At 65.3% G+C, this 23,063-nt stretch carries 21 protein-coding genes; 10 read left to right on the top strand and 11 right to left on the bottom strand.

Features of this window, described 5'->3' with window-relative positions:
* Positions 1–24 precede the first annotated feature (24 nt).
* Together HDG34_RS09360 and HDG34_RS09355 are read right to left on the bottom strand one after the other, a co-directional pair.
* Positions 25–1,200 carry a VWA domain-containing protein gene (locus HDG34_RS09360; RefSeq protein WP_184059454.1) on the bottom strand — a complete coding sequence of 392 codons (1,176 nt, stop codon included), beginning with the start codon at positions 1,198–1,200 and terminating at the stop codon, positions 25–27.
* Between the two features lie 28 nt (positions 1,201–1,228).
* Positions 1,229–2,071, bottom strand: coding sequence for a MoxR family ATPase (locus HDG34_RS09355; RefSeq protein ID WP_090803635.1), 843 nt, complete (start codon positions 2,069–2,071; stop codon positions 1,229–1,231).
* A 316-nt stretch (positions 2,072–2,387) separates the two neighbouring features.
* On the opposite strand from HDG34_RS09355, the gene HDG34_RS09350 reads away from it, so the two are divergent.
* Together HDG34_RS09350 and HDG34_RS09345 are read left to right on the top strand one after the other, a co-directional pair.
* The gene (locus tag HDG34_RS09350; protein WP_184045800.1) at positions 2,388–2,756 is read left to right on the top strand and encodes a c-type cytochrome; all 369 of its coding nucleotides are present in this window, start codon (positions 2,388–2,390) and stop codon (positions 2,754–2,756) included.
* Positions 2,757–2,802: 46 nt separating this feature from the next.
* Complete coding sequence (locus HDG34_RS09345) at positions 2,803–3,183, top strand: c-type cytochrome (RefSeq protein ID WP_184059452.1); 381 nt, start codon at positions 2,803–2,805, stop codon at positions 3,181–3,183.
* A 126-nt stretch (positions 3,184–3,309) separates the two neighbouring features.
* Here HDG34_RS09345 and HDG34_RS09340 read toward each other — a convergent pair whose 3' ends face one another.
* The 3 genes from HDG34_RS09340 to rsxB form a co-directional block, all read right to left on the bottom strand.
* Positions 3,310–3,744: a DUF1841 family protein gene (locus HDG34_RS09340; protein WP_184059450.1), complete on the bottom strand. Its 435-nt coding sequence runs from the start codon at positions 3,742–3,744 to the stop codon at positions 3,310–3,312.
* A 144-nt stretch (positions 3,745–3,888) separates the two neighbouring features.
* Positions 3,889–4,533 (bottom strand): endonuclease III, encoded by a 645-nt coding sequence (gene nth / locus HDG34_RS09335; RefSeq protein ID WP_184059448.1) that lies wholly within the window; start codon positions 4,531–4,533, stop codon positions 3,889–3,891.
* Positions 4,534–4,576: 43 nt separating this feature from the next.
* Positions 4,577–5,482: an electron transport complex subunit RsxB gene (gene rsxB / locus HDG34_RS09330; protein ID WP_184059446.1), complete on the bottom strand. Its 906-nt coding sequence runs from the start codon at positions 5,480–5,482 to the stop codon at positions 4,577–4,579.
* A gap of 240 nt (positions 5,483–5,722) precedes the next feature.
* On the opposite strand from rsxB, the gene HDG34_RS09325 reads away from it, so the two are divergent.
* Entirely contained in the window at positions 5,723–6,355 is a 633-nt protein-coding gene (locus HDG34_RS09325; protein ID WP_013088849.1) for a TetR family transcriptional regulator, read from the top strand.
* Between the two features lie 123 nt (positions 6,356–6,478).
* Here HDG34_RS09325 and HDG34_RS09320 read toward each other — a convergent pair whose 3' ends face one another.
* From HDG34_RS09320 to HDG34_RS09310, 3 genes are all read right to left on the bottom strand, one after another.
* Positions 6,479–7,756, bottom strand: a complete 1,278-nt coding sequence (locus tag HDG34_RS09320) for a polyhydroxyalkanoate depolymerase (protein WP_184059444.1) — start codon at positions 7,754–7,756, stop codon at positions 6,479–6,481.
* A 179-nt stretch (positions 7,757–7,935) separates the two neighbouring features.
* Positions 7,936–9,825 carry a glycoside hydrolase family 15 protein gene (locus HDG34_RS09315; RefSeq protein ID WP_184045804.1) on the bottom strand — a complete coding sequence of 630 codons (1,890 nt, stop codon included), beginning with the start codon at positions 9,823–9,825 and terminating at the stop codon, positions 7,936–7,938.
* A 68-nt stretch (positions 9,826–9,893) separates the two neighbouring features.
* Positions 9,894–10,034 carry a hypothetical protein gene (locus tag HDG34_RS09310; RefSeq protein ID WP_184059442.1) on the bottom strand — a complete coding sequence of 47 codons (141 nt, stop codon included), beginning with the start codon at positions 10,032–10,034 and terminating at the stop codon, positions 9,894–9,896.
* A gap of 35 nt (positions 10,035–10,069) precedes the next feature.
* Here HDG34_RS09310 and HDG34_RS09305 point away from each other — a divergent pair, with 35 nt between their 5' ends.
* Positions 10,070–10,315 carry a hypothetical protein gene (locus HDG34_RS09305; protein WP_090803648.1) on the top strand — a complete coding sequence of 82 codons (246 nt, stop codon included), beginning with the start codon at positions 10,070–10,072 and terminating at the stop codon, positions 10,313–10,315.
* Positions 10,316–10,633: 318 nt separating this feature from the next.
* Here the strand turns inward: HDG34_RS09305 and HDG34_RS09300 are convergent, their stop codons facing one another.
* Positions 10,634–10,786, bottom strand: a complete 153-nt coding sequence (locus HDG34_RS09300; protein ID WP_013088853.1) for a DUF3096 domain-containing protein — start codon at positions 10,784–10,786, stop codon at positions 10,634–10,636.
* A gap of 267 nt (positions 10,787–11,053) precedes the next feature.
* Between HDG34_RS09300 and HDG34_RS09295 the strand changes: the two genes are divergently transcribed.
* Positions 11,054–12,373: a lactonase family protein gene (locus HDG34_RS09295; RefSeq protein WP_409259292.1), complete on the top strand. Its 1,320-nt coding sequence runs from the start codon at positions 11,054–11,056 to the stop codon at positions 12,371–12,373.
* A 104-nt stretch (positions 12,374–12,477) separates the two neighbouring features.
* On the opposite strand, the gene HDG34_RS09290 is transcribed toward HDG34_RS09295, so the two are convergent.
* Both HDG34_RS09290 and HDG34_RS09285 read right to left on the bottom strand, forming a co-directional pair.
* Positions 12,478–16,566 (bottom strand): DNA translocase FtsK, encoded by a 4,089-nt coding sequence (locus HDG34_RS09290; RefSeq protein ID WP_184059438.1) that lies wholly within the window; start codon positions 16,564–16,566, stop codon positions 12,478–12,480.
* A gap of 113 nt (positions 16,567–16,679) precedes the next feature.
* Positions 16,680–17,216: an META domain-containing protein gene (locus HDG34_RS09285; protein ID WP_184059436.1), complete on the bottom strand. Its 537-nt coding sequence runs from the start codon at positions 17,214–17,216 to the stop codon at positions 16,680–16,682.
* 247 nt (positions 17,217–17,463) lie between these two features.
* Between HDG34_RS09285 and purT the strand changes: the two genes are divergently transcribed.
* The 5 genes from purT to HDG34_RS09260 all read left to right on the top strand — a co-directional run bounded on the left by purT (position 17,464) and on the right by HDG34_RS09260 (position 22,903).
* Positions 17,464–18,678 carry a formate-dependent phosphoribosylglycinamide formyltransferase gene (purT, locus tag HDG34_RS09280; protein ID WP_184059434.1) on the top strand — a complete coding sequence of 405 codons (1,215 nt, stop codon included), beginning with the start codon at positions 17,464–17,466 and terminating at the stop codon, positions 18,676–18,678.
* A 105-nt stretch (positions 18,679–18,783) separates the two neighbouring features.
* The gene (locus HDG34_RS09275) at positions 18,784–18,996 is read left to right on the top strand and encodes a DUF6726 family protein (RefSeq protein ID WP_090803657.1); all 213 of its coding nucleotides are present in this window, start codon (positions 18,784–18,786) and stop codon (positions 18,994–18,996) included.
* A 147-nt stretch (positions 18,997–19,143) separates the two neighbouring features.
* Positions 19,144–19,527: an MliC family protein gene (locus HDG34_RS09270; RefSeq protein ID WP_184059432.1), complete on the top strand. Its 384-nt coding sequence runs from the start codon at positions 19,144–19,146 to the stop codon at positions 19,525–19,527.
* Positions 19,528–19,781: 254 nt separating this feature from the next.
* A complete protein-coding gene (locus HDG34_RS09265; RefSeq protein ID WP_184059430.1) occupies positions 19,782–21,434 on the top strand; it encodes an acetolactate synthase large subunit in 1,653 nt (550 codons plus the stop codon).
* A gap of 32 nt (positions 21,435–21,466) precedes the next feature.
* The gene (locus tag HDG34_RS09260) at positions 21,467–22,903 is read left to right on the top strand and encodes an aldehyde dehydrogenase family protein (protein WP_184059428.1); all 1,437 of its coding nucleotides are present in this window, start codon (positions 21,467–21,469) and stop codon (positions 22,901–22,903) included.
* Positions 22,904–23,063: the final 160 nt, after the last annotated feature.

Below are 23,063 nucleotides of genomic sequence, written 5' to 3'. Positions count from 1 at the left end.
ACGTGGATTCTGGAACGGCGGGCGTTACTTGCTCAGCACCCGCATGGCCGTCTCGAGGCCCGCGAGCGTCAGCGGATACATGCGGTGGCCCAGCACTTCGCGGATCGCGCTGACCGACTGCCGGTACGGCCACAGCGCTTCCGGTTCCGGGTTCAGCCACGCGAAGTGCGGGAAGTGATCGGCGAGCCGGCGCAACCACACCGCGCCGGCCTCGGCGTTGTTGTACTCGACCGAGCCGCCGGGCTGCAACACTTCGTATGGGCTCATCGTCGCGTCGCCGACGAAGATCAGCTTGTAGTCGGGCGTGAACTTGTGCAGCACGTCCAACGTCGGTGTGCGCTCGGCGTGGCGGCGGCGGTTGTGCTTCCACAGGAAGTCGTACACGCAGTTGTGGAAGTAGTAGAACTCGAGGTGCTTGAACTCGGCCTTCGCGGCGGAGAACAGCTCCTCGGTGCGCTTCACGTGATCGTCCATCGAGCCGCCGACGTCGAGCAGCATCAGCACCTTCACGTTGTTGTGCCGCTCGGGCACCATCTTCAGATCGAGCCAGCCGGCGTTCGCGGCGGTGCTGCGGATCGTGTCGGGCAGGTCGAGTTCTTCCGCCGCCCCTTCGCGGGCGAACCGGCGCAACCGTCGCAGCGCAACCTTGATGTTGCGCGTGCCGATTTCGACCTGGTCGTCGTAGTCGCGATACGCGCGCGCTTCCCATACCTTGACGGCCGTGCGATTGCCGGCCGCGTCGCCGCCGATGCGCACGCCTTCGGGGTTATAGCCGCCGTGACCGAACGGCGACGTGCCGCCCGTCCCGATCCACTTGTTGCCGCCCTCGTGGCGCTCTTTCTGCTCGTCGAACAGTTCCTTCAGGCGCTCCATCAGCTTGTCGATGCCGCCCATCGCCTCGATCTGCGCCTTTTCCTCGGGCGACAGGTCGCGTTGCAGCTTCTTCTTCAGCCAGTCGGGCGGAATCTCGAACGCGAGCTCCGAGGTCGCCGCGACACCGTTGAAAAAGGCGCCGAACGCCTGGTCGAACTTGTCGAAGTACTGCTCGTCCTTCACGAGCGTGATGCGCGAGAGGTAGTAGAACTCGTCGAGCGACGGCGCGATCACGTTGGCCTTCAGCGCTTCGAGCAGCGTCAGGTATTCCTTCACCGAGACCGGCAGGCGGGCGGCGCGCAGCGAGTAGAAAAAGTCGATCAGCATGCTGGATGTCCTGCGGCGCGGCGCCGGCTCAACGGTTGTTGCGGTTCATGAACAGCAGCCGCTCGAACAGGCTCACGTCCTGTTCGTTCTTCAGCAGCGCGCCGTGCAGGGGCGGCACGATCTGCTTCTGATCGGCCGAGCGCAGTGCTTCGGGCGGAATGTCTTCGGCGAGCAGCAGCTTGAGCCAGTCGAGCAGTTCGGAGGTGGACGGCTTCTTCTTCAGCCCCGCGACGTTGCGCAGCTCGAAGAAGCTCTGCAGCGCCGCGGCGAGCAGATCCTTCTTGATGCCGGGGTAGTGCACGTCGACGATCTGCTGCATCGTCGTCGCATCCGGAAACCTGATGTAGTGGAAGAAGCAGCGGCGCAGGAACGCGTCGGGCAACTCCTTCTCGTTGTTCGACGTGATGATCACGAGCGGGCGATGTCTGGCGCGCACCAGCTCGCGCGTCTCGTACACGTAGAACTCCATGCGGTCGAGTTCGCGCAGCAGGTCGTTCGGGAATTCGATGTCGGCCTTGTCGATCTCGTCGATCAGCAGCACGCTCTGCTCGTCCGATTCGAACGCCTGCCACAGCACGCCTTTGACGATGTAGTTGCGGATGTCCTTCACGCGCTCGTCGCCGAGCTGCGAATCGCGCAGACGCGACACCGCGTCGTATTCGTACAACCCCTGCTGTGCCTTGGTGGTCGACTTGATGTGCCATTGCAAGAGCGGCATGCCGAGCGCGGCGGCGACTTCCTCGGCAAGCATGGTCTTGCCGGTGCCGGGTTCGCCCTTGATCAGCAGCGGACGCTTGAGCGTCATCGCGGCGTTGACCGCGAGCTTGAGGTCGTCGGTGGCGACGTACTGCGATGAGCCTTCGAAACGCATGACGAGATGCTCTTGTGCGGGAAAAAACCCAGTATAAGTCAGAAGGCCTGTTGGCCTGAAACCGGCTCACGTATGGTGTCAGCCGCGCAGTGACGCGGCGGCGGTGCCGCTGTGGCGTCGTTGCGAAGCCGCCGCGGTCATGGCGTGGCGCCCGTCCCGGCGGGCGTTGCGCGGCCCCCGTGTCCGGTGGACGTTCGGCGCGGCGGCGCGGTACAATTAGCCCGATTTTTTTGGCCTGCGTGGCTACCCTACAAGAAGAACGGCGCGGACCGCTGCCTTTGTGGGCACCCGTTTCCCCTCAAGCCAGGTTACATCTATGAATAAATTCGTCGGCAAACACGTCGTGATCGCAGCGCTGTCGGTGCTCGCGGGGTATGCGGCCAATGCGCAGGCAGCGGATGTCGTAGGCAATGCCAAGGCGGGCCAGGACAAGGTCGCGATGTGTATCGGCTGCCACGGCATCCCCGAATACCGCACGGCTTATCCAGAGGTTTTCCGCGTGCCGAAGCTTGGTGGCCAGAATCAGGCGTACCTCGAAAACGCGCTGCGCGCCTACAAGAAGGGCGACCGCCATTTCGCCACGATGCATGCGATCGCGGTGACGCTGTCGGATCAGGACATTGCCGATGTCGCCGCGTACTACGCAGCGCAAACTGCCGCTTCGAAAAACAATCCCGACAAGTGATCGGCGTCGGTCACCAGCACATCCAATTCGCGGGATAGGAGATTTCATGATCAAGCCCCAACAGGCACTCCACACGGTATTCAAGGCGGTCGGCGCGGCGGCGGTAATCGGTCTGGCCGCAGCGAACGCAGCCCACGCGGCCGACGCCGGCAACGGTAAGGTGCTCGCCGACAGCCACAACTGCGCGGCCTGCCACGGGCCCAACCTGAACAAGCCGGTGAGCCCGGAGTATCCGAAGCTGGCCGGTCAGTACGCCGACTATGTCTACTGGGCGCTGCGTCAGTACCAGATGGGTACTGGCAATCCACACCTCGGCCGCAACAACGCGATCATGCAGGCACAGGTGCAGAGCCTGTCGCTAGGCGACATGAAGGACATCGCCGCTTACATCGAATCGCTGCCAGGCGATCTCGTGCAGAAAAAGTAAGCGTCGGGCGCCGGTTTCGCGCCTAAGCTTCAAAAGCAAAACACCCCGCCTTGGCGGGGTGTTTTGCTTTGAGGGCGTCGTACCTCGGCGTGCTGGCGTCGTGCCGCGCCGGCGTTTCCAGTCGCCTCAGTCGCGCGTCGCGCGCCGTTCGATGCGCTGCAGATACGCGTCCGTGTCCGGCGGCGTGCCGGTGCGCTGCGCTTCCCAGATGGTTTCGCCGAGGCAGTCCATGATCGCGTGTTGGGCCTCGTGCGTCGAGCCGAGGCGCGCGGCGAGCCGCTCATGCGCGGCTCGAATGCCGGGCGGCTGATCGATCGACAACTGCTCGGAGATCGCCAGGTGCATCGACAGGTGCAGGAACGGATTGGTCTGGCCGCGCTCCGGCGAATAGTCCCGCGCCTGGGCGGCGGGACCATCGGCGAGATCGGCGTGATATTCGGGATGCTCGACGATCCAGTCGGCGGCGATCGCCTCGAGCGGCGTCAAAATCTCGCCCTGGCGCTGTTTGCGCCAGGTGTCGGTGAAAAAGAGGCGAACTTCGTCGCGGCTGGGATTGAACATCGTGGAACCGGTGCGTGGGAGTGGAGGCGCGGAGCGCGACGGTGCGGGTCCGCAGTGCGCGCTGCGCGTAAGGCACTATTTTACGCGGCGGCCGCGTGGGCCGCAGGCGCGCTGCACGGCCTTGGGTTTCGAGCTGGGCCGGCCTTATAGATCGGGTGGCGGGGTCTTTGGCCGGAACTCGCACAGCGGCTCGATCGCGCAATGCCAGCATTCGGGGCGGCGCGCCTTGCACACGTAGCGTCCATGCAGGATCAGCCAGTGGTGCGCATCCTGCCTGAATTCGGCGGGCGTGAATTTTTCGAGTGCCGCTTCGACCGCGCGCACGTCCTTGCCGGGCGCGAGGCCGGTGCGGTTGGCGACGCGGAAAATGTGCGTGTCGACCGCAATGGTCGGATGGCCGAATGCGGTGTTCAGGATCACGTTGGCCGTTTTGCGGCCGACACCGGGCAGCCCTTCGAGTGCCTCGCGATCCTCCGGCACCTCGCCGCCATACTGGTCGAGCAGAATGCGGCAGGTCGCGATCACGTTCTTCGCCTTCGTGCGATACAGACCGATCGTCTTGATATAGCTCGCGACGCCTTCCTCGCCGAGGTCGAACACCTTCTGCGGCGTGTTCGCGAGCGGAAACATCCTGCGCATCGCCTTGTTGACCGACACGTCGGTCGCCTGCGCAGACAACAGCACCGCGATCAGCAGTTCGAACGGCGTCGTGTACTCGAGTTCGGTGGTCGGATGCGGATTGAGGCTCTGAAGCGTTTCGTAGATCGCGCGGCGTTTGTTCGCGTTCATGCGGAGCGGGTCCGTGTGAGTGGGCCGGGTTGCGTCGGCGCGGTCAGCGCGCGGTTGGCGGCGAGTTGGACGGTGGATTGGACTCGTTTGACTCATTTGACTCGTCGGACTGCTGCTCCGAGCCGGGCGTGTCGCCACCGCTGGCAAGACCGAGACGACGGCGGCGCGCTTCGGCGGCGTCGATCTGTGCCTGCACGTCGGCGCTGACGTTCTCGGTGTTCAGCGGTCCCTCGCCTTTCGCGGCCAAGTCTTCCTTCTTCTTGCGCGCGCGTTCGAGCGCGGCCTGGATGATCGCGCGTTTCTTCGCTTCCGCGTCGTCCGCAATCGGGGCGGCGGGAGCCTCGGACGGCACTGTCGCGGCGTTTGCCGCAACCGCGTCCGGCGCAGCCGGCGGCGCGCTTGCGGCTCGCCGCGCCGCAGCGCGCGCTTCGGCGGCGTCGCGCTCGCGCGCGAGACGGGTCTCGTGGCGGTTATGACGCGCCCGCGCCGCGTCCGCGTGGCTCTGGCTCCATGCATCCCAGCCGGTGGCCTCGCCGGTCACGGGGAGCATCGTGATGCAGTCGACCGGGCAGGGCGGCACGCACAGGTCGCAGCCGGTGCATAGCTCGGCGACCACGGTGTGCATCTGTTTCGGTGCGCCAACTATCGCGTCGACCGGACAGGCCTGCATGCACAGCGTGCAGCCGATGCACACCTGCTCGTCGATAACCGCCAACGGACGCGGACGTTCGACGCCATTGGCCGAATTGAGCGGAATCACCGGTTTGCCGAGCAGCGCGGCGAGGCGCGCGATGCCCTCGGCGCCGCCGGGCGGGCACTGGTTATAGTTCGCCTCGCCATTGGCGATGGCTTCGGCATACGGACGGCATGCGGGATAACCGCACTTCGTGCATTGCGTTTGGGGCAGCAGATCTTCGATGCGATCCGCGAGTGTTTTGACGTCTGTCACGGTTGCGGCGCGGGGGTTTGCCGTGCGATCGCACGACCTGAACTAAATAGCACATTATCGCCGATTTCCCGGATTGCCATTCGCAATCCATGTGCCATAATCGAAGCGCTTCATTCGAAAGACCGCAGAAAAGGGTGTGTTTCCCAACCATGACGCGCCCGCTAAACGCCGCCACAAAAAGGCTCGAGGAGAGGCCGGCGGCGCGATCCGGAGAACGCGGCTCACGAAGACGATGCCACCATGAATCAGCCGAAAATCAAAAGAGATCCTGAAGGCACGAGGCGCCGCATCTTGCTCGCGGCGGCGGAAGAGTTTGCAAATGGAGGGCTGTTCGGCGCGCGGGTCGATCAGATCGCTCGCCGCGCGGAAACCAATGAACGAATGCTCTATTACTACTTCGGTAGCAAGGAGCAGCTATTCACCGCGGTACTCGAGCACGCGTTCAGCGCGCTCAACGAAGCGGAACGCACGCTCGAACTCAACGGAATCGCGCCGGTCGAGGCGGTTACGCGTCTCGCGCATTTCGTGTGGGACTACTACCGCGATCATCCCGAGTTGTTGAGGCTCATCAACAACGAGAATCTGCATGAAGCACGCTATATGCAGAAGTCCACGCGCATACGCGAAATGATTTCGCCGATCGTCGCCACGCTCGGCGGCATTCTCGAACGTGGGCAGCGCGCGGGGCTGTTTCGCACGAACATCGACCCGCTGCGCTTTTACGTGACGCTCTCGGGCATGGGCTACTACATCGTGTCGAACCGTTTCACGCTCGAGGCGACGCTCGGCCGCGATTTCAGCAGCGCCGCCGAACGCAGCGAGGTGATTCAGATGAATACCGAACTGCTGCTCGCGTATTTGTTGAGAAAGTAACGGGCAGTGCCGCGGTGATCATGGCCGTGGCAAAAAATCAGTATCACGAACAAAGCGCGATAAAAAAGCCAACGGCCTCGAACGGGACCGTTGGCTTTTTATATGCTAGTGCAAGTTTGATGCTCAGGCTTCGACTTTTTCTTTCGCCGTTTTTGCTGCCTTGTTGTGCTCGAGAATGAAGTCGCGCAATTGCGGGTAAATGATCGTGCGCCAGCGGCGGCCCGAGAAAATGCCGTAGTGGCCGCATTTCTCCGCAGTGAAGTGACGCTTGTTCTTCGTCGGAATGCCGCTGCACAAGTCGTGCGCCGCGTAAGTCTGGCCGTCGCCGGAAATGTCGTCGAGTTCACCTTCGATCGTAAACAGCGCGGTCGTCGTGATGTCCTGCGGCCGCACCGGTTCGCCGTTGACGACCCACGTGCCCTCGGCAAGACGGAACTCCTGGAACACGACGCGGATCGTGTCGAGGTAATAATCGGCATCCATGTCGAGCACCGCGTTGTACTCGTCGTAGAAGCGGCGGTGCGCTTCGGCGTCGTCCTCGTCGCCGCGCAGCAGGCTCTGGTAGAAATCCCAGTGCGACGCCGCATGACGCTCCGGATTCATCGCGACGAAACCGGTGTGCTGCAGGAAGCCGGGATAGACCTTGCGGCCCGCGCCGGGATAGTTCGGCGGCACCGTGAAGATCACGTTGTTCTCGAACCACTCGTACGAGTGCTGCGTGGCCAGCGAATTGACCGAGGTCGGGCTCTTTCGTGCGTCGATCGGGCCGCCCATCATCGTCATCGTGCGCGGCGTGTCCTCGCCGCGGCTCGCCATCAGCGAAATGGCGGCGAGCACCGGCACGGTCGGCTGGCACACCGAGATCACGTGCAGATTCTTCGCGCCGATATGGCGAATGAATTCCTGGATATACGCGATGTAGTCGTTCAGACCGAACCAGCCGGCTTCTAGCGGCACCATGCGCGCGTCGAGCCAGTCGGTGATGTAGACCTTGTGGTCTTGCAGCAACGTGCGCACGGTATCGCGTAGCAGTGTGGCGTGGTGTCCTGACAACGGTGCGCAGACGAGCACGACCGGTTCGTCTTTCAATTGGCTGACAGCTTCGCTATCGTCCGCGAAGCGCTTGAAGCGCATCAGGCGGCAGAACGGCTTTTCGATGAACGTCTGCTCGACGATCGGAATGTTATGGCCGTCTTTGACAATCTGGTGAATATTGAACTCGGGCTTTTCGTAGTCCTTGCCGAGCCGGTAAAGCAGTTCGTAGCCGGCGGAAAGGCGCGTGGCGCCCGGAACATAGGCTAGCGGACTGGCCGGATTCGCAAATGATTTCGATGCGGCCTGAGCCCAGGCGGTGAGGGGGCTCAACATCGCCCGCTGGAATTCATGAAATTGATAGAGCATGTTTGCTCCGTTTTAAGCGGTTCGCATGGGGCTTCGCAAACACGCGTGAGGCGTTGCGGCGGGCCATTGTGGTTGTAGGCACATTATTGTCGGCCGACAGTCAGATCGATAATATCGAATAAGGCAAATTTGTGCAATGCAACAATATTCGCATTCAGTGTACGCAAATTGTCACTGCGTCATGCTAATGGCGATGCTGCTTCGCCGCTATCAGGGCTTGCCTGAACCTCGAGCTCCATCGCGCGGATGCCGTCATGCGCCGGATGGCCGGTCGCCTGCGCCATCTCCTGCTCGTGCTTCATCAGGTTCAGTCCGGTGTTCACGAGCGCCACGTGGGAGAACGCCTGCGGAAAATTGCCGACGAGACGTTTATCGACCGGGTCGTACTCCTCGGACAGCAGGCCGACGTCGTTGCACAGCGCGAGCAGCCGCTCGTACATCTCGGTTGCTTCCTGCACGCGTCCCTGCAGCGCAAGGTTATCCACCATCCAGAACGAACACGCAAGAAAGGTGCCTTCCCCCGGTGGCAAGCCGTCGTCGTATTCCGTGGTGCGGTAGCGCAGCACGAAGCCGCCGTGCATCAGGTCCCGCTCGATCGCCTCGACCGTGCCCTTGATGCGCGGATCCTGCGGCGGCAGGAAGGCGACCAGCGGCATCAGAAGCACGCTCGCGTCGAGCTGATCGCTGCCGTAGTACTGCGAGAACGCGTTGAGCTGCGGATTCCACGCCTTCTCGCAGACCTCGGCGTGGATCGTGTCGCGCGTCGCGCGCCATTCGTCGAGGGGGCCGTCGAGCTTGAACATTTCGGCCGAGCGGATCGCGCGGTCGAACGCGACCCACGCCATCACCTTCGAGAACGTGAAATGCTCGGGGCCGCCGCGCGTCTCCCAGATGCCTTCGTCGGGTTCGCGCCAGATCGTGCTCAGGTGCTCGAGCAGCGCGCGCTGGACGCTCCACGCGGTGACGTCCGCCTGCAGGCCGCCGACGCGCGCCAGATGCAGCGCGTTCATCACCTCGCCGTAGACGTCGAGCTGACGCTGCCCGACCGCATTGTTGCCGATGCGCACCGGTTTCGCGCCCTCGTAGCCGGGCAGCCAGTCGATTTCGGATTCGGGCAGGCGCCGCTCGCCGCCGATGCCGTACATGATCTGCAACTGGTCCGGCGCGCCCGCCATCACGCGGCCGAGCCAGCTGCGCCAGGCGCGCGCTTCGTCGTAGTAGCCGCCGCGCATCATCGCGAGCAGCGTGATGGTCGCGTCGCGCAGCCAGCAGTAGCGGTAGTCCCAGTTGCGCGTGCCGCCGAGCCGCTCGGGCAGCGACGTGGTGGGCGCCGCGACGATGCCGCCGGTCGGCTCGTAGGCGAGCGCGCGCAGCGTGATCAGCGAGCGGCGGATCGGCCCGGCCCAGCGTCCTTCGACGGTGCCGCGCGCCGCCCATTCGAGCCAGTGGTTTTCGGTGCGCGCGAGCGACGTGTGCGGATCGCGCGCGGGCGGAATGCGCAGATGCGACGCCGCGTACGCGAGCGAGAACGGCACGCGCTCGCCCTCGGTTACCGTGAATTCCGCGATGGTCTTCATGTCTTCGCCGTGCAGTTCGACCGGCGTGCGCAGCACCGCGTTGTCGGGACCGACGATCGCCTTGATGCCGCTGTCGTGCTTGAGCTTGTCGACCCACGGAATCGAGAAACCGTAGTCGAAGCGCAGCACGAGTTCCATCTTCATGCGCACGGTGCCGCGTTTGCCGACGACGATGCGGATCAGCTCCGACCAGCCGTTGCCGGGCGGCATGAAATCGATCAGCGTGACGGCGCCGTCGGGCGTTTCGAAGTCGGTTTCGAGGATCAGCGTTTCGCCGCGATAGCGCCGCGTGATGGTCGGCGCGCCGTGCTCGCCCTCGGTGGCGGGGGCGATCAGCCAACGGCCGTTGTCGGGCGAGCCGAGCAGCGCGGCGAAGCAGGCGCCCGAGTCGAAGCGCGGCCAGCAGAGCCAGTCGACGGAACCCTCGCGGGAGATGAGCGCGGCGGTATGGCCATCGCCGATGAGTGCGTAGTCTTCGATGTGTGCAGGCATGGAAAGCGTGTCGGAAAACGAGTCGTTATTACGGACGGCCACAGCAGCCGCGCTTCGAGTGGGCGTTATTACCGGACCACGATCGGCAGTGTTTGGTTCACCGCACAGTGCGGCAAAACGCGGGTTGGAAAATTGTCAAATCCATGCATACAATCAAATTTCATGCCGATGTCCAGCGAGCTGCCGGACTGCGAATCGGCCTTGCTCATGGCGGTTGCAGACGCCGTTTCCGAGGACGAAAGCCATGCTGAACCCTTCGAAATCCGATTGCATCACGATTCTCTCGGCCGCCAGCCAGCTTGCCGGCGACTCCATGCTGCCGCTCGATCATGGCCGGCTCGGCCTGAGCCGCAACGGCATGCTGGCTGCCGCCTCCTTCCTGGTCGAGCGGGCCTGCTTCCGGCGCTATCAGCAGGATGCCGATCATTATGCGGTCGGCGCGCTGTCATTGCAGGGGCGCCTGCGGCTCGAACAGCTGGCGAACGGTTGAGCGGTAGGGCCGAGCGTTCGTAGCGCAGGTTCCTGGCGTATCCGCGCCGGCCATTCGCCGCATCCCTTCGTACCGCGCCTTCGCATTTCCTATCCGTATCTTCACGCCGCGTCGCGTCAGGTCGATCGTTCGCGTGGCGCGGGCGGTCGCGCGCGTCCATCTTGCGCGCGATGCCCGCTTCCCGCATATGTCATGGCGTGACATTTACCGCGCTCTCACACGGGCGAGTGGCGCTGGCACCCAGCGAACCTTCCCTTCGTGCGAAACCACCTCGATACCGGACGCAAATCTCGCGCCCGGCGTCGCGGCGCCTGTCGCTCACAGATGCGACGAGCCCACGCCGAAGATCCCGATGATGCCGATGATGATCAGGTAGAGCGCGACGATGTAGTTCAACAGGCGCGGCATGATCAGGATCAGGATGCCGGCGATCAGCGAAACGAGCGGGCCCAGGCTGAGAGTGACGTTCATGGAGACTCCGTGGTTGAGACGCGTGATGCGCGATTGAGAAAACGATTGAAAAACGTCCCGCCGCGCGGGACCCAAGCCGCTGGCGCAGACCGTGCCGCAGCGGTAGATTCACTGCATGATCCGACCTGACGCTCTTATACTGACTTCGACAACAACAACGTGGAACGACGCTCGATTCGCGGCGCGGCAGACCAGACTCCGTTACAACCGCTCGTACCCCGGCTCATACGCGAGCCCGTACCAGACAACCGATGTCGAGGAGGTCTCATGCTTCACAGTCGCCGTGCCGTCGGGCGTATTGCCGTGCGCCCAGTTCCGACTTCCGTTTTTACTTCTGTTCTTGCCAGTGTTGCCTTTCAGGGTTCCCGTCCGCGTGGCGCTGACCGCGCCGCCCGTTCGATAATAAAAGGTTTCGCGCTCATGGTTTCGATTGTTGCTTCGCACGCGTATGCGCAAGATTCTGGCCCGGTCCCCGCGGACGGCGTCTATACGATGCTGGTCGGTACTTACACCAGCGGCAAGAGCGAGGGCATCTACGTCTTTCGCTTCGATACGAAGACGGGCGCGGCGACCCAGGTGTCGGTCGCGCAGACGGTCAATCCGTCGTTTCTGGTCGTGAGCCGCGACCGCCGCTTCGTCTATTCGGTCAACGAACTGCCCGGTGACAACGGCCCGGCCACGCAGCGCGGCGGGATCAGCGCGTTCGGCTTCGATGCCGCGCGCGGGCAGCTGACGTTTCTGAACAAGGTGTCGTCGGACGGCAATGATCCGTGCTATCTGAGCATCTCGGCGGACGGCAAGTATCTGCTGGGCGCGAACTATTCGGTCGCGCCCGATCCGGGCGGCAGTTTCGCGGTGTTTCCGCTGCAGGCGAACGGCCAGGTCGGCACCTCGGTGCAGACCGTGCATCACGAGGGCGGCGGTCCGGTGAAAGGGCGGCAGGACAACTCTCACGTGCATTCGACCGTGTTCTCGCCTGACGGCCGCTATCTGTTCGCGCAGGACCTCGGCGCCGACAAGCTGTACTCGTACCGCTACGCGCCGCAGAGCAGCGCCGGCGCGGGCCCATTCATCGCGACGGACTGGGGCTACACGCAGCAGAAGGCCGGCACGGGTCCGCGCCATCTGATCTTTGGCGCGGACGGCAAGCACGCGTATCTGACGAGCGAACTCGCGGCGACCGTCAGCACGTTCGACTACCACGACGGCAGGCTGAAGCTCGTGCAGACGCTGCCATTGAGCGAGCCTGACTTCAAGGGGAAGGTGGGCGCGGCGGCGATCCATATGTCGCCGGACGGACGCTTCGTGTATGCGTCCAATCGCGGCGACGCGAACGAGATCGTGATCTTCTCGGTCGATCCCGCCACTGGACACCTGAAGCAGATCGGCCGGCAGTCGAGCCTCGGCAAATCACCGCGCGAGTTCACCATCGATCCGACCGGCAACTGGCTGATCGTCGGCAATCAGCTGAGCGACACGGTCTATGTGTTCAAGCGCGATCCGCAGACGGGGCTGCTCGATCCAAATCCGAAGCAGCATTTCGACCTCGGCTCGCCGGTCGACTTCAAGCTGGTATCACCGTCGTGATGCGCGGCACGCGCGGGTAAATGAAAAACGGACAGCTCACATCGTGAGGCTGTCCGTTTTTTCTTCCGGATCATCGCCGACCCGGTTAGCGATTCACCGGGCGCTCATTCCGCCGGCCCCGGCGCCAGCACTTCGCGGCTGCCGTTGATGCTCATCGCCGACACGAGGCCGGCCGTCTCCATCTGCTCGACGAGCCGCGCCGCGCGGTTATAGCCGATGCGCAACTGCCGCTGCACCGACGAGATCGACGCGCGCCGCGTGCGTACGACGAACGCGACCGCTTCGTCGTACAGCGGATCGGCTTCCGCATCCGGCGCTTCGCCGAACAGGTCCTGGGCCGCGCCGCCATCGGCGGCCGGGCCGTCGAGAATGCCTTCCTCGTATTGTGGCTCGCCGAACTGCTTCAGATATTCGACGATCGCATGCACTTCCTCGTCGGCGACGAACGCGCCGTGCACGCGCTGCGGGTAGCCGGTGCCCGGCGGCAGGAACAGCATGTCACCCTGGCCGAGCAGCGACTCGGCGCCCATCTGGTCGAGAATCGTGCGCGAGTCGATCTTCGACGACACCTGGAACGCGACGCGCGTCGGAATGTTCGCCTTGATGAGACCGGTGATGACGTCGACGGACGGCCGCTGCGTCGCGAGGATCAGGTGGATGCCGGCCGCACGCGCCTTCTGCGCGAGCCGCGCGATCAGCTCCTCGATTTTCTTGCCGGCGACCATCATCAGGTCGGCGAGCTCGTCGATGACGACGACGATCAGCGGCAGCGGCGCCAGCGGCTCGGGCGCATCGGGCGTCAGCGAGAACGGGTTGCCGAGCTTCTTGCCCTTCGTCTCGGTGTCGCGGATCTTCTGGTTGAAGCCGGCGAGATTGCGCACGCCGACGGCCGACATCAGCCGGTAGCGCTTTTCCATTTCGCCGACGCACCAGTTCAGCGCGTTGGCCGCGAGCTTCATGTCGGTGACGACCGGCGCGAGCAGATGCGGAATCCCTTCATAAACCGAAAGTTCGAGCATCTTCGGGTCGATCATGATCAGGCGCACTTCCTCTGGCGTCGCCTTGAACAGCAGCGAGCAGATCATCGCGTTGATCGCGACCGATTTGCCCGAGCCGGTCGTGCCGGCCACCAGCATGTGCGGCGCCTTCGCGAGATCGGCGACGACGGGATGGCCGGTGATGTCCTTGCCCATCGCAAGCGTGAGTCGCGAGTGCGAGTTCTGGTAGACGCTCGCCTCGAGAATTTCCGAGAGGCGGATCGTTTGGCGCTTCGCGTTCGGCAGTTCGAGGCCCATGCAGGTCTTGCCCGGAATCGTTTCGACCACGCGGATCGACGTGAGACCGAGACCGCGCGACAGGTCCTTCATCAGACCGACGATCTGGCTGCCGCGCACGCCGAGCGCCGGTTCGACTTCGAAGCGTGTGATGACCGGACCCGCCGATGCGCCGACCACCGTCACCGGCACCTTGAATTCCTGCAGGCGCTGCTCGATCAGCAGGCCGGTTTCGCGGAGCTTTTCATCCGGGATCGGTTCGATGTCGGCATCGGCGGGGGCGAGCAGATCGAGCGTCGGCAGTTCGACCATCGATGCGGCCGGCGCATGGAACTCGAAGCCGTTGACCGGCGCGTGGCCGGGCAGCGGCGGGCGGGCGGCGGGCTCGGCAGTGGGTTGGTCGGCGGATTGAACCTGCGGTTGCGGTGTTAGCGCGGGCGAAGACGACGGAGCGGGCGACGGAGCGGGCGACGGTTCGGCGGCCGGCGTGTTCGCGACAGGCGTTGCGCTTGCGCCGACCGAAGGCTCGATGCTGGTCGCCGGCGCGGCGAAGCCCGGGAAACGGACTACGTTCGAGACGACGGCCGGTGCGGTTGCCGGCATAGCGAGGTTCGCCGCACTCGTCGAAGTCGACGACGGCGAGTCGTTTGCGGGGGGGGTCGCGGGCTCGTTCGCGGGCTCGTTCACAGCGGGCAGGGCAGGGGCTTGCGACGTCGCGGGCTCACCTGACTGCGCACGTTCGCTGGCGAGCTCCGAGACCGTCGCGCCGGACCACGGCGGCACGCTTGCGCTCGACGGCGCGGCGGCCTCCGTCTGCGGCGAGTTCGCCGACGCGGCCGCGCGTTGAGCCGCGGCGGGGCCGAGCTTGCTCTCCCAAGGCACGAGCGTCTTGTCGATGACGATTTCGGCTGCCGGAGCCAGCGCTCGCGGAGGCGTCGCGGTGTCGGCGCTGGCCGGTTCGACGGTTCGCGCGGATTCCTCCCTCTGCGATGCCGGGACGCTGGTGTTTGTTGCTGTCTGCGTCGAATCGTTTTGGACCGCCGGTGCGTCTTCTTGCGAAGCATCGTCTCGTAGGCTGGCTGCGAAGCGCTCGAATGGCGTCGCCGTCGGCGACTCATGTTGCGGCGCGCTTGCGGCGGGTTCGGTGGCGGCAGGCTCAGCCACAGCGGATGCCGATGGCTCGACAACCGCGGATTCGACAGCCGCAGCAGCCACGTCGGCCACCGACTCGGTTGCAGTCGTCGTCTGCGGCGCAGCCGTAAGCGGCGCATGAATGACGGGCGGTTCGGTCGGCCATTGCGCAACCGCTTCGTTGCCGCCCTCGACCGACCTCTCGGACTCGGCCACCGCACGCTCAGCCGGCAACTCGACCGATGCGGTCTCTTGCTGCGACTGCGCCGGCGACACCATCCGCGCCGAACTCTCCACGCTCTGCGCCTGCGGCGCCGCAACCGTCTCGCCGTTTTCGACAGGTAGCACGTCCCGCTGCGCCGGTGGCACATCGAACGTCGTCGACGCACGCTCCGCATCGCCAATCTTCGCGCTATCGGCGCCACGGCTGCGCGCCAGGCTCACGCCGGCCATGTCGGTCCAGCGCGCGGCGTTTTCCGCGATGCTGCGCAGCGTTTCCTCGACGCTCGCGGGCGGCGCGACCGTCGACGCGTTCGTCATCGTTCCAGTGAAGTTCGGTGTAGGCCGGCGCACGGTCGACGGCGAGGTCACGCTGTTGGCGCGCGAAGCGGCCGGGAATGGTTGACGGGGGGTCGCGCCGCGATTGAGCGGCGCGCTGCCGTCGGCCGGACGTGGCAGCGACGACGGGCGGCTTGCGCGGCCCGCGGCATTCATCGATCCCGCTGTGATGCCGATACCGGCGCCCGACGCGGCGGCGCGGCCCGCCATTGCCTGTGCCGCTCGCGCCGACACGCCGGCCGCGTTGGCGGCCGTCGCCGCCAACGCGGCACTGGAGCCGAACGACGCGGCCGCACGCTGATCTCCGACCGAACGCCGCCCGATCTGCGCAGCACCATCACGAGCCGACATGCCCGATGCGGCCGATGCACCCGCCGCACCCAGCGATGCCGCCGCCGTCGCCGCGCGCGGCTCCGTGGTGCGCAGCCACCCGGCCGGCGCGATCGGCTCGGTCGGCACGAATGGTGCGGCGGATCTGTCCGCAGCCTTGTCCGCATGCAGCGCCTGCGTTGCCGTCGACGTTGCCGGGCGCGGCGACGCGCTCGACCCCGTGCGTTGCACCGGCTCGGTCTGCTTGACCGGCCCGCGCGCCGCGTCAGCGGCCGCATCGGCTCGCCAGCTTGCGCCGGCGCCACGGGCGGAAGCGTCCTTGCTACCCGCGATGCCAGTCGCCGCGGTGCCGGCAGCAGCGGCGGAGCCCGCGCCGCGCCCGCTCGCGGGCGGACGCCACACCGTCGGCCGCGCGTAGCGACCCTTGTTATTGCGTGGCGCCATCGTGTTGGTAGCAGGCGACACATGCGACGGCGCGCCGTCGTCGACGCTGCGGTGGCGGCGCGCATCCTCGTCGCGCTTCGCGAGTCCCCGCGATAGACCGAGGCCGAACGCGCCGTCGGCCCAAACGGCGACGTCGCTCCAGCGGAAGTCGACGAGCCACGGCAGGCTGATCACGAGCAGCGCGAGCGCCGCGAGCGGCGTGCCGACATGGCCGAGCAGATGTCCAAGCCCCGCGGCGAGCGCATGACCGAAACCATTGATGCCGGCGATGCCGATCAGCGAGCCCTCGAGCGTGCAACTCGCGATCAGCACGCAGACGAAGCCGAGCCACAGCCGGATCGTGCCGGGGCCGCGCAGACCCGCGCCGCCCGGCAGCATCGACTTCACGAGGCGCCACAAAAGAGGAATGAACCAGACGGCCGACCCGCCGAACCAGCCGAAAACTACCGTGTGCATACCAGACATCTACGAATGACGGAGCGCGCGAGAAGCGCAATCCGTCGAGTTTAAACGGCGCAGCGCGCGGCTTCGAAGGCCGGCGCGAATCACGAACGCGGCGCAAACTCGCATCACTTGTCGCTGCGATCGAACATCAGGGTGTCGCCGTTGTCGAGGATCAGCTGCATCTGCTGCGGCGCTCGCATCTGCACGCCGGTGCGATCGATGCGCTCGAGCGCGTCGAGGAACGGCTTCTCGATGTCGCCGCCCGGCGAGACGCACGCCATGCGTGTGCCGGCGAGGGAACCGAAGCTCAGCTTGCCGTCCTTCAGCGTGTACGAACCCATGAAGCGGTTGCAGCCGGAAAAGCCGCTCGCGTGGCGCCGGCCGCCTTCGGTCGACAACGTCAGCGTGAGCGGCTTCTGATCTTTCGACGGCACCGCGCGCGCCGTGCCGTCGGCGTTCTTCCACGAGCTCAGCACCCAGCTGGTGTCGTCGAGCAGTTGCGCGGCGGCGGGATTGAACGGATCAGGCGGCGGCGCCGACGAGTCCGGATGCTTCGGGATCGCGCACGCACCGAGCAGCGCGGCGATGCTCAACGCGGCGACGGCCGTGCGCAGGCACGGAATGATGCGCGCAAGAGGTCGCGGGCGGGAGCGGATGAGCATGGCGTCGTTCCTGTTCAAACTGGCGAAGGCGTAAGGGTAACGTACTAAGCTTGTCGTGCGCGAGCGATGCTCGCGGTGACGTGATCGCGGCTGCGAACGTCGACGCGGCGGCACGGTTCCGCTCGACCGCCACGGCCTCGCGAGCGCACCCAAAGCGCACCCTGAGCGCCGCGCGGCAAGGGGCCCGCATGTTAACATCGCGGTCTATCCAATCCCACCCTCATCCCGACTTTTATCTGGAGTTCCCATGCAGATCGGCCAACGGATCGGCACGCCCCTTTCTGAATCCGCGACGCGCGTGATGCTGCTCGGCGCCGGCGAACTCGGCAAGGAAGTGATCATCGCGCTGCAACGGCTGGGCGTCGAAGTGATCGCCGTCGACCGTTACCCGAACGCGCCGGGCCATCAGGTCGCGCATCGCGCGCATGTGATCGACATGACCGACCGCGCCGCGCTGCGCGCGCTGGTCGAGCAGGAGCGCCCGCATCTGATCGTCCCCGAAATCGAGGCGATCGCCACCGACGAACTCGCCGCGATCGAAACCGAGGCGCTTGCCGAGGTGATCCCGACCGCGCGTGCCACCCAACTGACGATGAACCGCGAAGGCATCCGCCGCCTCGCTGCGGAGGAGCTTGGCCTCGCGACCTCGCCGTACGCATTCGCCGATTCGCTCGACGAGCTGCGCGCGGGCATCGCGAAGGTCGGCTATCCGTGCGTCGTGAAACCGGTGATGTCGTCGTCGGGCAAGGGGCAGTCGGTGCTGCGCAGCGACGCCGACGTCGAACCCGCCTGGCAGTACGCGATGGCGGGCGGCCGCGTGAATTTCGGGCGCGTGATCGTCGAGGGTTTCATCGACTTCGAATATGAAATCACGCAGCTCACCGTGCGCGCGATCGACCCGGCGAGCGGCGCGGTCGGCACGTACTTCTGCGATCCGATCGGCCACGTGCAGGTCGCGGGCGACTATGTCGAATCGTGGCAGCCGCAGCCGATGAGCCCGCTCGCGCTCGAGCGTTCGCGCGAGATCGCGCACAAGGTGACGGCGGCGCTCGGCGGCCGCGGCCTGTTTGGCGTGGAACTTTTCGTGCGCGGCGACGACGTATGGTTTTCGGAAGTCAGCCCGCGTCCGCACGACACGGGGCTCGTCACGCTGTGCTCGCAGCGCTTCTCGGAGTTCGAACTGCATGCGCGCGCGATCCTCGGCCTGCCGGTCGATACGTCGTTGCGGGCGGCGGGCGCGTCGGCGGTGATCTACGGTGGTCGCGACGAGGCCGGCATCGCGTTCGAAGGCGTCGCGGCCGCACTTGCGGTGCCCAATGCGGATCTGCGCCTGTTCGGAAAGCCGGAAAGCTTCGTCAAACGTCGCATGGGCGTCGCGCTCGCGACCGGCGGGAACATCGGGGAAGCGCGCTCGCGTGCCAGGCAGGCAGCGGCAGCGGTGCGGCCGGTGTCGGCGAAGTAACGGGCAGGCGGCGAGGCGCGGCGCAAAAGTGTGCGGGACGCACACGAAAGAGCCCACCGCATTCGTTTCTGGCTTATCGAAGCAAAGAGATCGGAGGAGGATCGTATGGCGCTTGAATCTCGCAGCAATCCATGGCGCGGCGCGCTTCGCCGGGTCGGCGCACTCGGCGTGGCGTTCGCGCTGTGCGCCGGCATCAGCGGCTGCGGGCTCGCGGCCGCGCCGTGCCGGATCGCTTCGGCGGGACTGAAGATCGTGCCGGTGGTCGGCCACGTCGCCGCTGCGCCGACCGATGCGTGTGCCGGCGTGATCGATCCTTGAAGCGTCGTTGAGCTGTCCGTGAATCGCCCATGAGCTGCCTGTGACTCGGCCGTGGCTCGGCCGTGACTCGGCCGTGACTCGGCTGTGACCGGCGTCGCGGCCGGTGTTGCCCTCCCTGCCTGACCCCCGCAACAATCGAGGTGTTCGATGAAGACATGGCGTGTTGCAATCCTCTCGACGGCAGCATGGACGGTGGCCTGGCTGGCGGCATCTTCCGGCGGCGCATCGGCCGCGCCATTGCAATTCAAGCACATCGAGGGCAAGAACCATCAGACGCGCAAATACACCTGCGCGACCGGCAAGATCCTGCAAGTCACCTACTGGAACGCGCAGAACGGCCAGAGCTTCGCCGTGCTGCCGGTGAAAGGCGCGTCGATGCTGTTCGTCAACACGATCTCGGGGTCCGGTGCGAAGTACCAGGCCGGCAGCTACACCTGGTGGACCAAGGGTCCGCGCGCCAATCTATATGACCTGACGAGCGGCGAGAACGCGCCGCCGATTCTCTCCGACTGCGTGACCGTGATTCGCTGATTTGCTGATCGGCGGACACGTGCACCGCATGCGGCGGCTTCATTCCATACCGCCGCCTCTTCTTCTCGCGCCTGGCTTCCTGTCCCGCGCCGCCTCGTGCGCTCGCGCGCATCGTTTCCGTTCGAGTAGTAAGCTGTCCGGCATGGCGTTCGCCATGCCGTTTGCCATGCCGCGCGCGCGGAGCGGTGTTTCGCGCGCAGCCGTCGTTGTCGTCTTCGATTGTCCGTTCCCCGAGTCATCAAGCGAGACCCTCAATGAAAGCATCGGACCTGTTCGTCAAATCGCTGGAAGCCGAAGGTGTCGAGTATGTGTTTGGCATCCCCGGTGAAGAAAATCTCGATCTGCTGGAGTCGCTGCGCCGCTCGAAAATCCGTCTGATCCTCACGCGCCACGAGCAGGCGGCCGGCTTCATGGCCGCCACCTACGGGCGGCTCACCGGCCGCACGGGAGTATGTCTGGCGACGCTCGGCCCCGGCGCGACCAACTTCGTGACCGCGGCCGCCTACGCGCAGCTGGGCGGCATGCCGATGCTGATGGTCACGGGCCAGAAGCCGATCAAGTCGAGCAAGCAGGGGCACTTCCAGATCGTCGACGTGGTGCGGATGATGGAGCCGCTCACCAAGTACACACGGCAGATCGTGTCGATCGGCAACATTCCTGCGACGGTGCGCGAGGCGGTGCGCCGCGCCGAGGAGGAGCGGCCCGGCGCCACCCACCTCGAATTGCCCGAGGACGTCGCGCACGAAGAGGGCGACGGCAAGCCGATTCCGAAGAGCTACAGCCGCCGTCCGGTCGCCGAGGAGAGAGCGGTCGCGCGCGCGGTCGAGGCGATCACCGCCGCGAAGCATCCGCTGCTGATGATCGGCGCGGGCGGCAACCGCAAAACCACCACGAAGATGCTGCGCGAGTTCGTCGACCAGATCGGCATTCCGTTTTTCACCACGCAGATGGGCAAGGGCGTGATCGACGAATCGCATCCGATGTGGCTCGGCAACGCGACGCTGTCCGACGGCGACTTCGTGCACCGCGCGATCGAGCTCGCGGACTGCATCATCAACGTCGGTCACGACGTGATCGAAAAGCCGCCGTTTTTCATGCGCAGCGGCGAGGCGGGCGAGAAGACCGTGATCCACGTGAACTTCCTCGGCGCCGAAGTCGATCCGGTGTATTTCCCGCAGATCGAAGTGGTCGGCGATATCGCCAACGCGGTGTGGCAGCTCAAGGAGAGCCTGAAGACACGTCAGGAGCATTGGGACTTCACGCGCTTCAAGGAGATCAAGGAGCACTTCGAGGCGCATCTGGTGAAGGGCCAGCACGACGATCGCTTCCCGATGTACCCGGTGCGGATCGTCAACGACGTGTACGAGACCACGCCGGTCGACGGCATTGTGTGTCTGGATAACGGCATGTACAAGATCTGGTTCGCGCGCTACTACCGCGCGCACGAGCCGAATTCGCTGCTGCTCGACAACGCGTTGGCGTCGATGGGCGCGGGGCTGCCGTCTGCGATCGCGAGCAAGATCGTGCATCCGGAGCGCACGGTGATCGCCGTGTGCGGCGACGGCGGCTTCATGATGAACTCGCAGGAGCTCGAAACGGCGGTGCGGCTGAAGCTCGATCTGGTGATCCTGATTCTGCGCGACGACGCGTTCGGCATGATCCGCTGGAAGCAGGAGAACATGAACTTCCCGGACTACGGCATGACGCTTGCGAACCCGGATTTCGTCGCCTATGCGCAGAGTTATGGTGCGCAGGGGCATAGGATCGAGGCGGCCGAGCAGTTCGCGCCGCTGTTGCGCGAGTGCTTCGCGACGCCCGGCGTGCACGTGATCGACGTGCCGATCGACTATTCGGACAACGAGCGCGTGCTCAATCGCGAGATCAAGCGGCTGTCCGCGCGGCTTTGAGCAGCCGTGCATCGAATCAAGGAGAGTGCGACATGTTGCAGAGAACCTATCCGTACTACCTGGCCAACGAGCCGGTGGCCGCCAACACCGACCTCGAAGTCACCGACAAATTCAGCGGCGAAGTCGCCACGCGCGTCGCAATGGCCGACGCGGCCGCGATCGACAAGGCGATCGGTCTGGCGGTCGATGCGATGCCGGCCATGCGAGCGTACCCGCCGTTCAAGCGCCAGGCGGTGCTCGAACATTGCGTGAAGCGCTTTCGCGAGCGCTACGACGAACTCGCCCTCGCGCTGTGCATCGAGGCGGGCAAGCCGATCAACGATTCGAAGGGCGAAGTCACGCGCCTGATCGATACGTTCAAGGTCGCCGCGGAGGAGAGCGTGCGGATCGACGGCGAGATCATCAATCTGCAGATTTCGCCGCGCGCGAACGGGTATCACGGCTATGTGAAGCGCGTGCCGATCGGGCCGTGCTCGTTCATCTCGCCGTTCAATTTTCCGTTGAACCTGACCGCCCACAAGGTCGCGCCGGCGATCGCGGCCGGCGTGCCGTTCGTGCTGAAACCGGCGAGCCGCACACCGGTCGGTGCGCTGATCATGGGCGAAATTCTCGCGGAAACCGATCTGCCGAAGGGCGCGTTCTCGATTTTGCCCGCGCATCGCGACGGCGCCGACCTGTTCACGACCGACGAGCGCTTCAAGCTGCTGTCGTTCACCGGGTCGCCCGCGGTCGGCTGGGAGTTGAAGCGCAAAGCCGGCAAGAAGAAGGTGATTCTGGAGCTGGGCGGCAACGCGGCGGCGATCGTCGACGCTGACCAGGGCGGCAAGCTCGACTACGTGGTCGACCGGCTCGCGTTCGGCGCGTTCTATCAGTCGGGGCAGAGCTGCATCGGCGTGCAGCGGATTCTCGCGCACACGAGCGTCTACGACGCGCTGCGCGAGAAGCTGATCGCGAAGACGAAGTCGCTCGTGATGGGCGATCCGAAGAACGAAGAGACCTTCGTCGGGCCGATGATCTCCGAATCGGAAGCGAAGCGGCTCGCTGGCTGGATGGAGGGGGCGGTGCAGGCGGGCGCGCAGATCGTCGCGGGCGGCAAGGTCGACGGCGCGATGTTCGAGGCGACGCTGCTGGAAGGCGTGAAGCGCGACACCGATCTGTATCGCAAGGAGGCGTTCGGGCCGGTTGCGATACTCGAGCGCTTCGACGATTTCGAGGCGGCGCTCGCGCAGGTCAACGACAGCGACTTCGGCCTGCAGGCCGGCGTGTTCACCGATTCGCTCGCGCATGCGCATCGCGCGTGGGATGCGCTCGAAGTGGGCGGCGTCGTGATCAACGACGTGCCGTCGTTCCGCGTCGACAACATGCCGTATGGCGGCGTCAAGGATTCGGGGCTCGGGCGCGAGGGCGTGCGCTACGCGATCGAGGACATGACCGAGATGCGGCTGATGGTGATGCGCGAGACGTGGTGAGGGGCGATCTGACGTGAGCGGGGGCGGGCGACCGTTCGCAATGGGGCCAGTGCGGGCGCCGGGACGGCTGACGAACGCCGCGCGCCGCCCGCCGAAGGGCCCGGCTGTCACGCCACTGTCGTCTGTGCGCACTACGCTGCGACCGAAGCAACGGCCGCGA

The sequence above is a fragment of the Paraburkholderia sp. HC6.4b genome (assembly GCF_014200875.1).
Classification (GTDB): domain Bacteria; phylum Pseudomonadota; class Gammaproteobacteria; order Burkholderiales; family Burkholderiaceae; genus Paraburkholderia; species Paraburkholderia tuberum.
The sequence above is the reverse complement of the archived record's forward strand: the minus strand, read 5'-3'. Positions and strand labels throughout refer to the sequence as shown.

Bases quoted from the DNA above. Each gene is read 5' to 3' on its own strand.
- HDG34_RS09360 (WP_184059454.1), bottom strand. From the start codon at position 1,200: ATGCTGATCGACTTTTTCTACTCGCTGCGCGCCGCCCGCCTGCCGGTC.
- HDG34_RS09345 (WP_184059452.1), top strand. From the start codon at position 2,803: ATGATCAAGCCCCAACAGGCACTCCACACGGTATTCAAGGCGGTCGGC.
- HDG34_RS09310 (WP_184059442.1), bottom strand. From the start codon at position 10,034: ATGAGCAAGGCCGATTCGCAGTCCGGCAGCTCGCTGGACATCGGCATG.
- HDG34_RS09300 (WP_013088853.1), bottom strand. From the start codon at position 10,786: ATGAACGTCACTCTCAGCCTGGGCCCGCTCGTTTCGCTGATCGCCGGC.
- HDG34_RS09260 (WP_184059428.1), top strand. From the start codon at position 21,467: ATGTTGCAGAGAACCTATCCGTACTACCTGGCCAACGAGCCGGTGGCC.
- HDG34_RS09295 (WP_409259292.1), top strand. From the start codon at position 11,054: ATGCTTCACAGTCGCCGTGCCGTCGGGCGTATTGCCGTGCGCCCAGTT.
- HDG34_RS09320 (WP_184059444.1), bottom strand. From the start codon at position 7,756: ATGCTCTATCAATTTCATGAATTCCAGCGGGCGATGTTGAGCCCCCTC.
- HDG34_RS09355 (WP_090803635.1), bottom strand. From the start codon at position 2,071: ATGCGTTTCGAAGGCTCATCGCAGTACGTCGCCACCGACGACCTCAAG.
- HDG34_RS09325 (WP_013088849.1), top strand. From the start codon at position 5,723: ATGAATCAGCCGAAAATCAAAAGAGATCCTGAAGGCACGAGGCGCCGC.
- HDG34_RS09290 (WP_184059438.1), bottom strand. From the start codon at position 16,566: ATGCACACGGTAGTTTTCGGCTGGTTCGGCGGGTCGGCCGTCTGGTTC.
- HDG34_RS09340 (WP_184059450.1), bottom strand. From the start codon at position 3,744: ATGTTCAATCCCAGCCGCGACGAAGTTCGCCTCTTTTTCACCGACACC.
- nth (WP_184059448.1), bottom strand. From the start codon at position 4,533: ATGAACGCGAACAAACGCCGCGCGATCTACGAAACGCTTCAGAGCCTC.
- HDG34_RS09350 (WP_184045800.1), top strand. From the start codon at position 2,388: ATGAATAAATTCGTCGGCAAACACGTCGTGATCGCAGCGCTGTCGGTG.
- HDG34_RS09275 (WP_090803657.1), top strand. From the start codon at position 18,784: ATGGCGCTTGAATCTCGCAGCAATCCATGGCGCGGCGCGCTTCGCCGG.
- HDG34_RS09265 (WP_184059430.1), top strand. From the start codon at position 19,782: ATGAAAGCATCGGACCTGTTCGTCAAATCGCTGGAAGCCGAAGGTGTC.
- HDG34_RS09315 (WP_184045804.1), bottom strand. From the start codon at position 9,825: ATGCCTGCACACATCGAAGACTACGCACTCATCGGCGATGGCCATACC.
- HDG34_RS09305 (WP_090803648.1), top strand. From the start codon at position 10,070: ATGCTGAACCCTTCGAAATCCGATTGCATCACGATTCTCTCGGCCGCC.
- purT (WP_184059434.1), top strand. From the start codon at position 17,464: ATGCAGATCGGCCAACGGATCGGCACGCCCCTTTCTGAATCCGCGACG.
- HDG34_RS09270 (WP_184059432.1), top strand. From the start codon at position 19,144: ATGAAGACATGGCGTGTTGCAATCCTCTCGACGGCAGCATGGACGGTG.
- HDG34_RS09285 (WP_184059436.1), bottom strand. From the start codon at position 17,216: ATGCTCATCCGCTCCCGCCCGCGACCTCTTGCGCGCATCATTCCGTGC.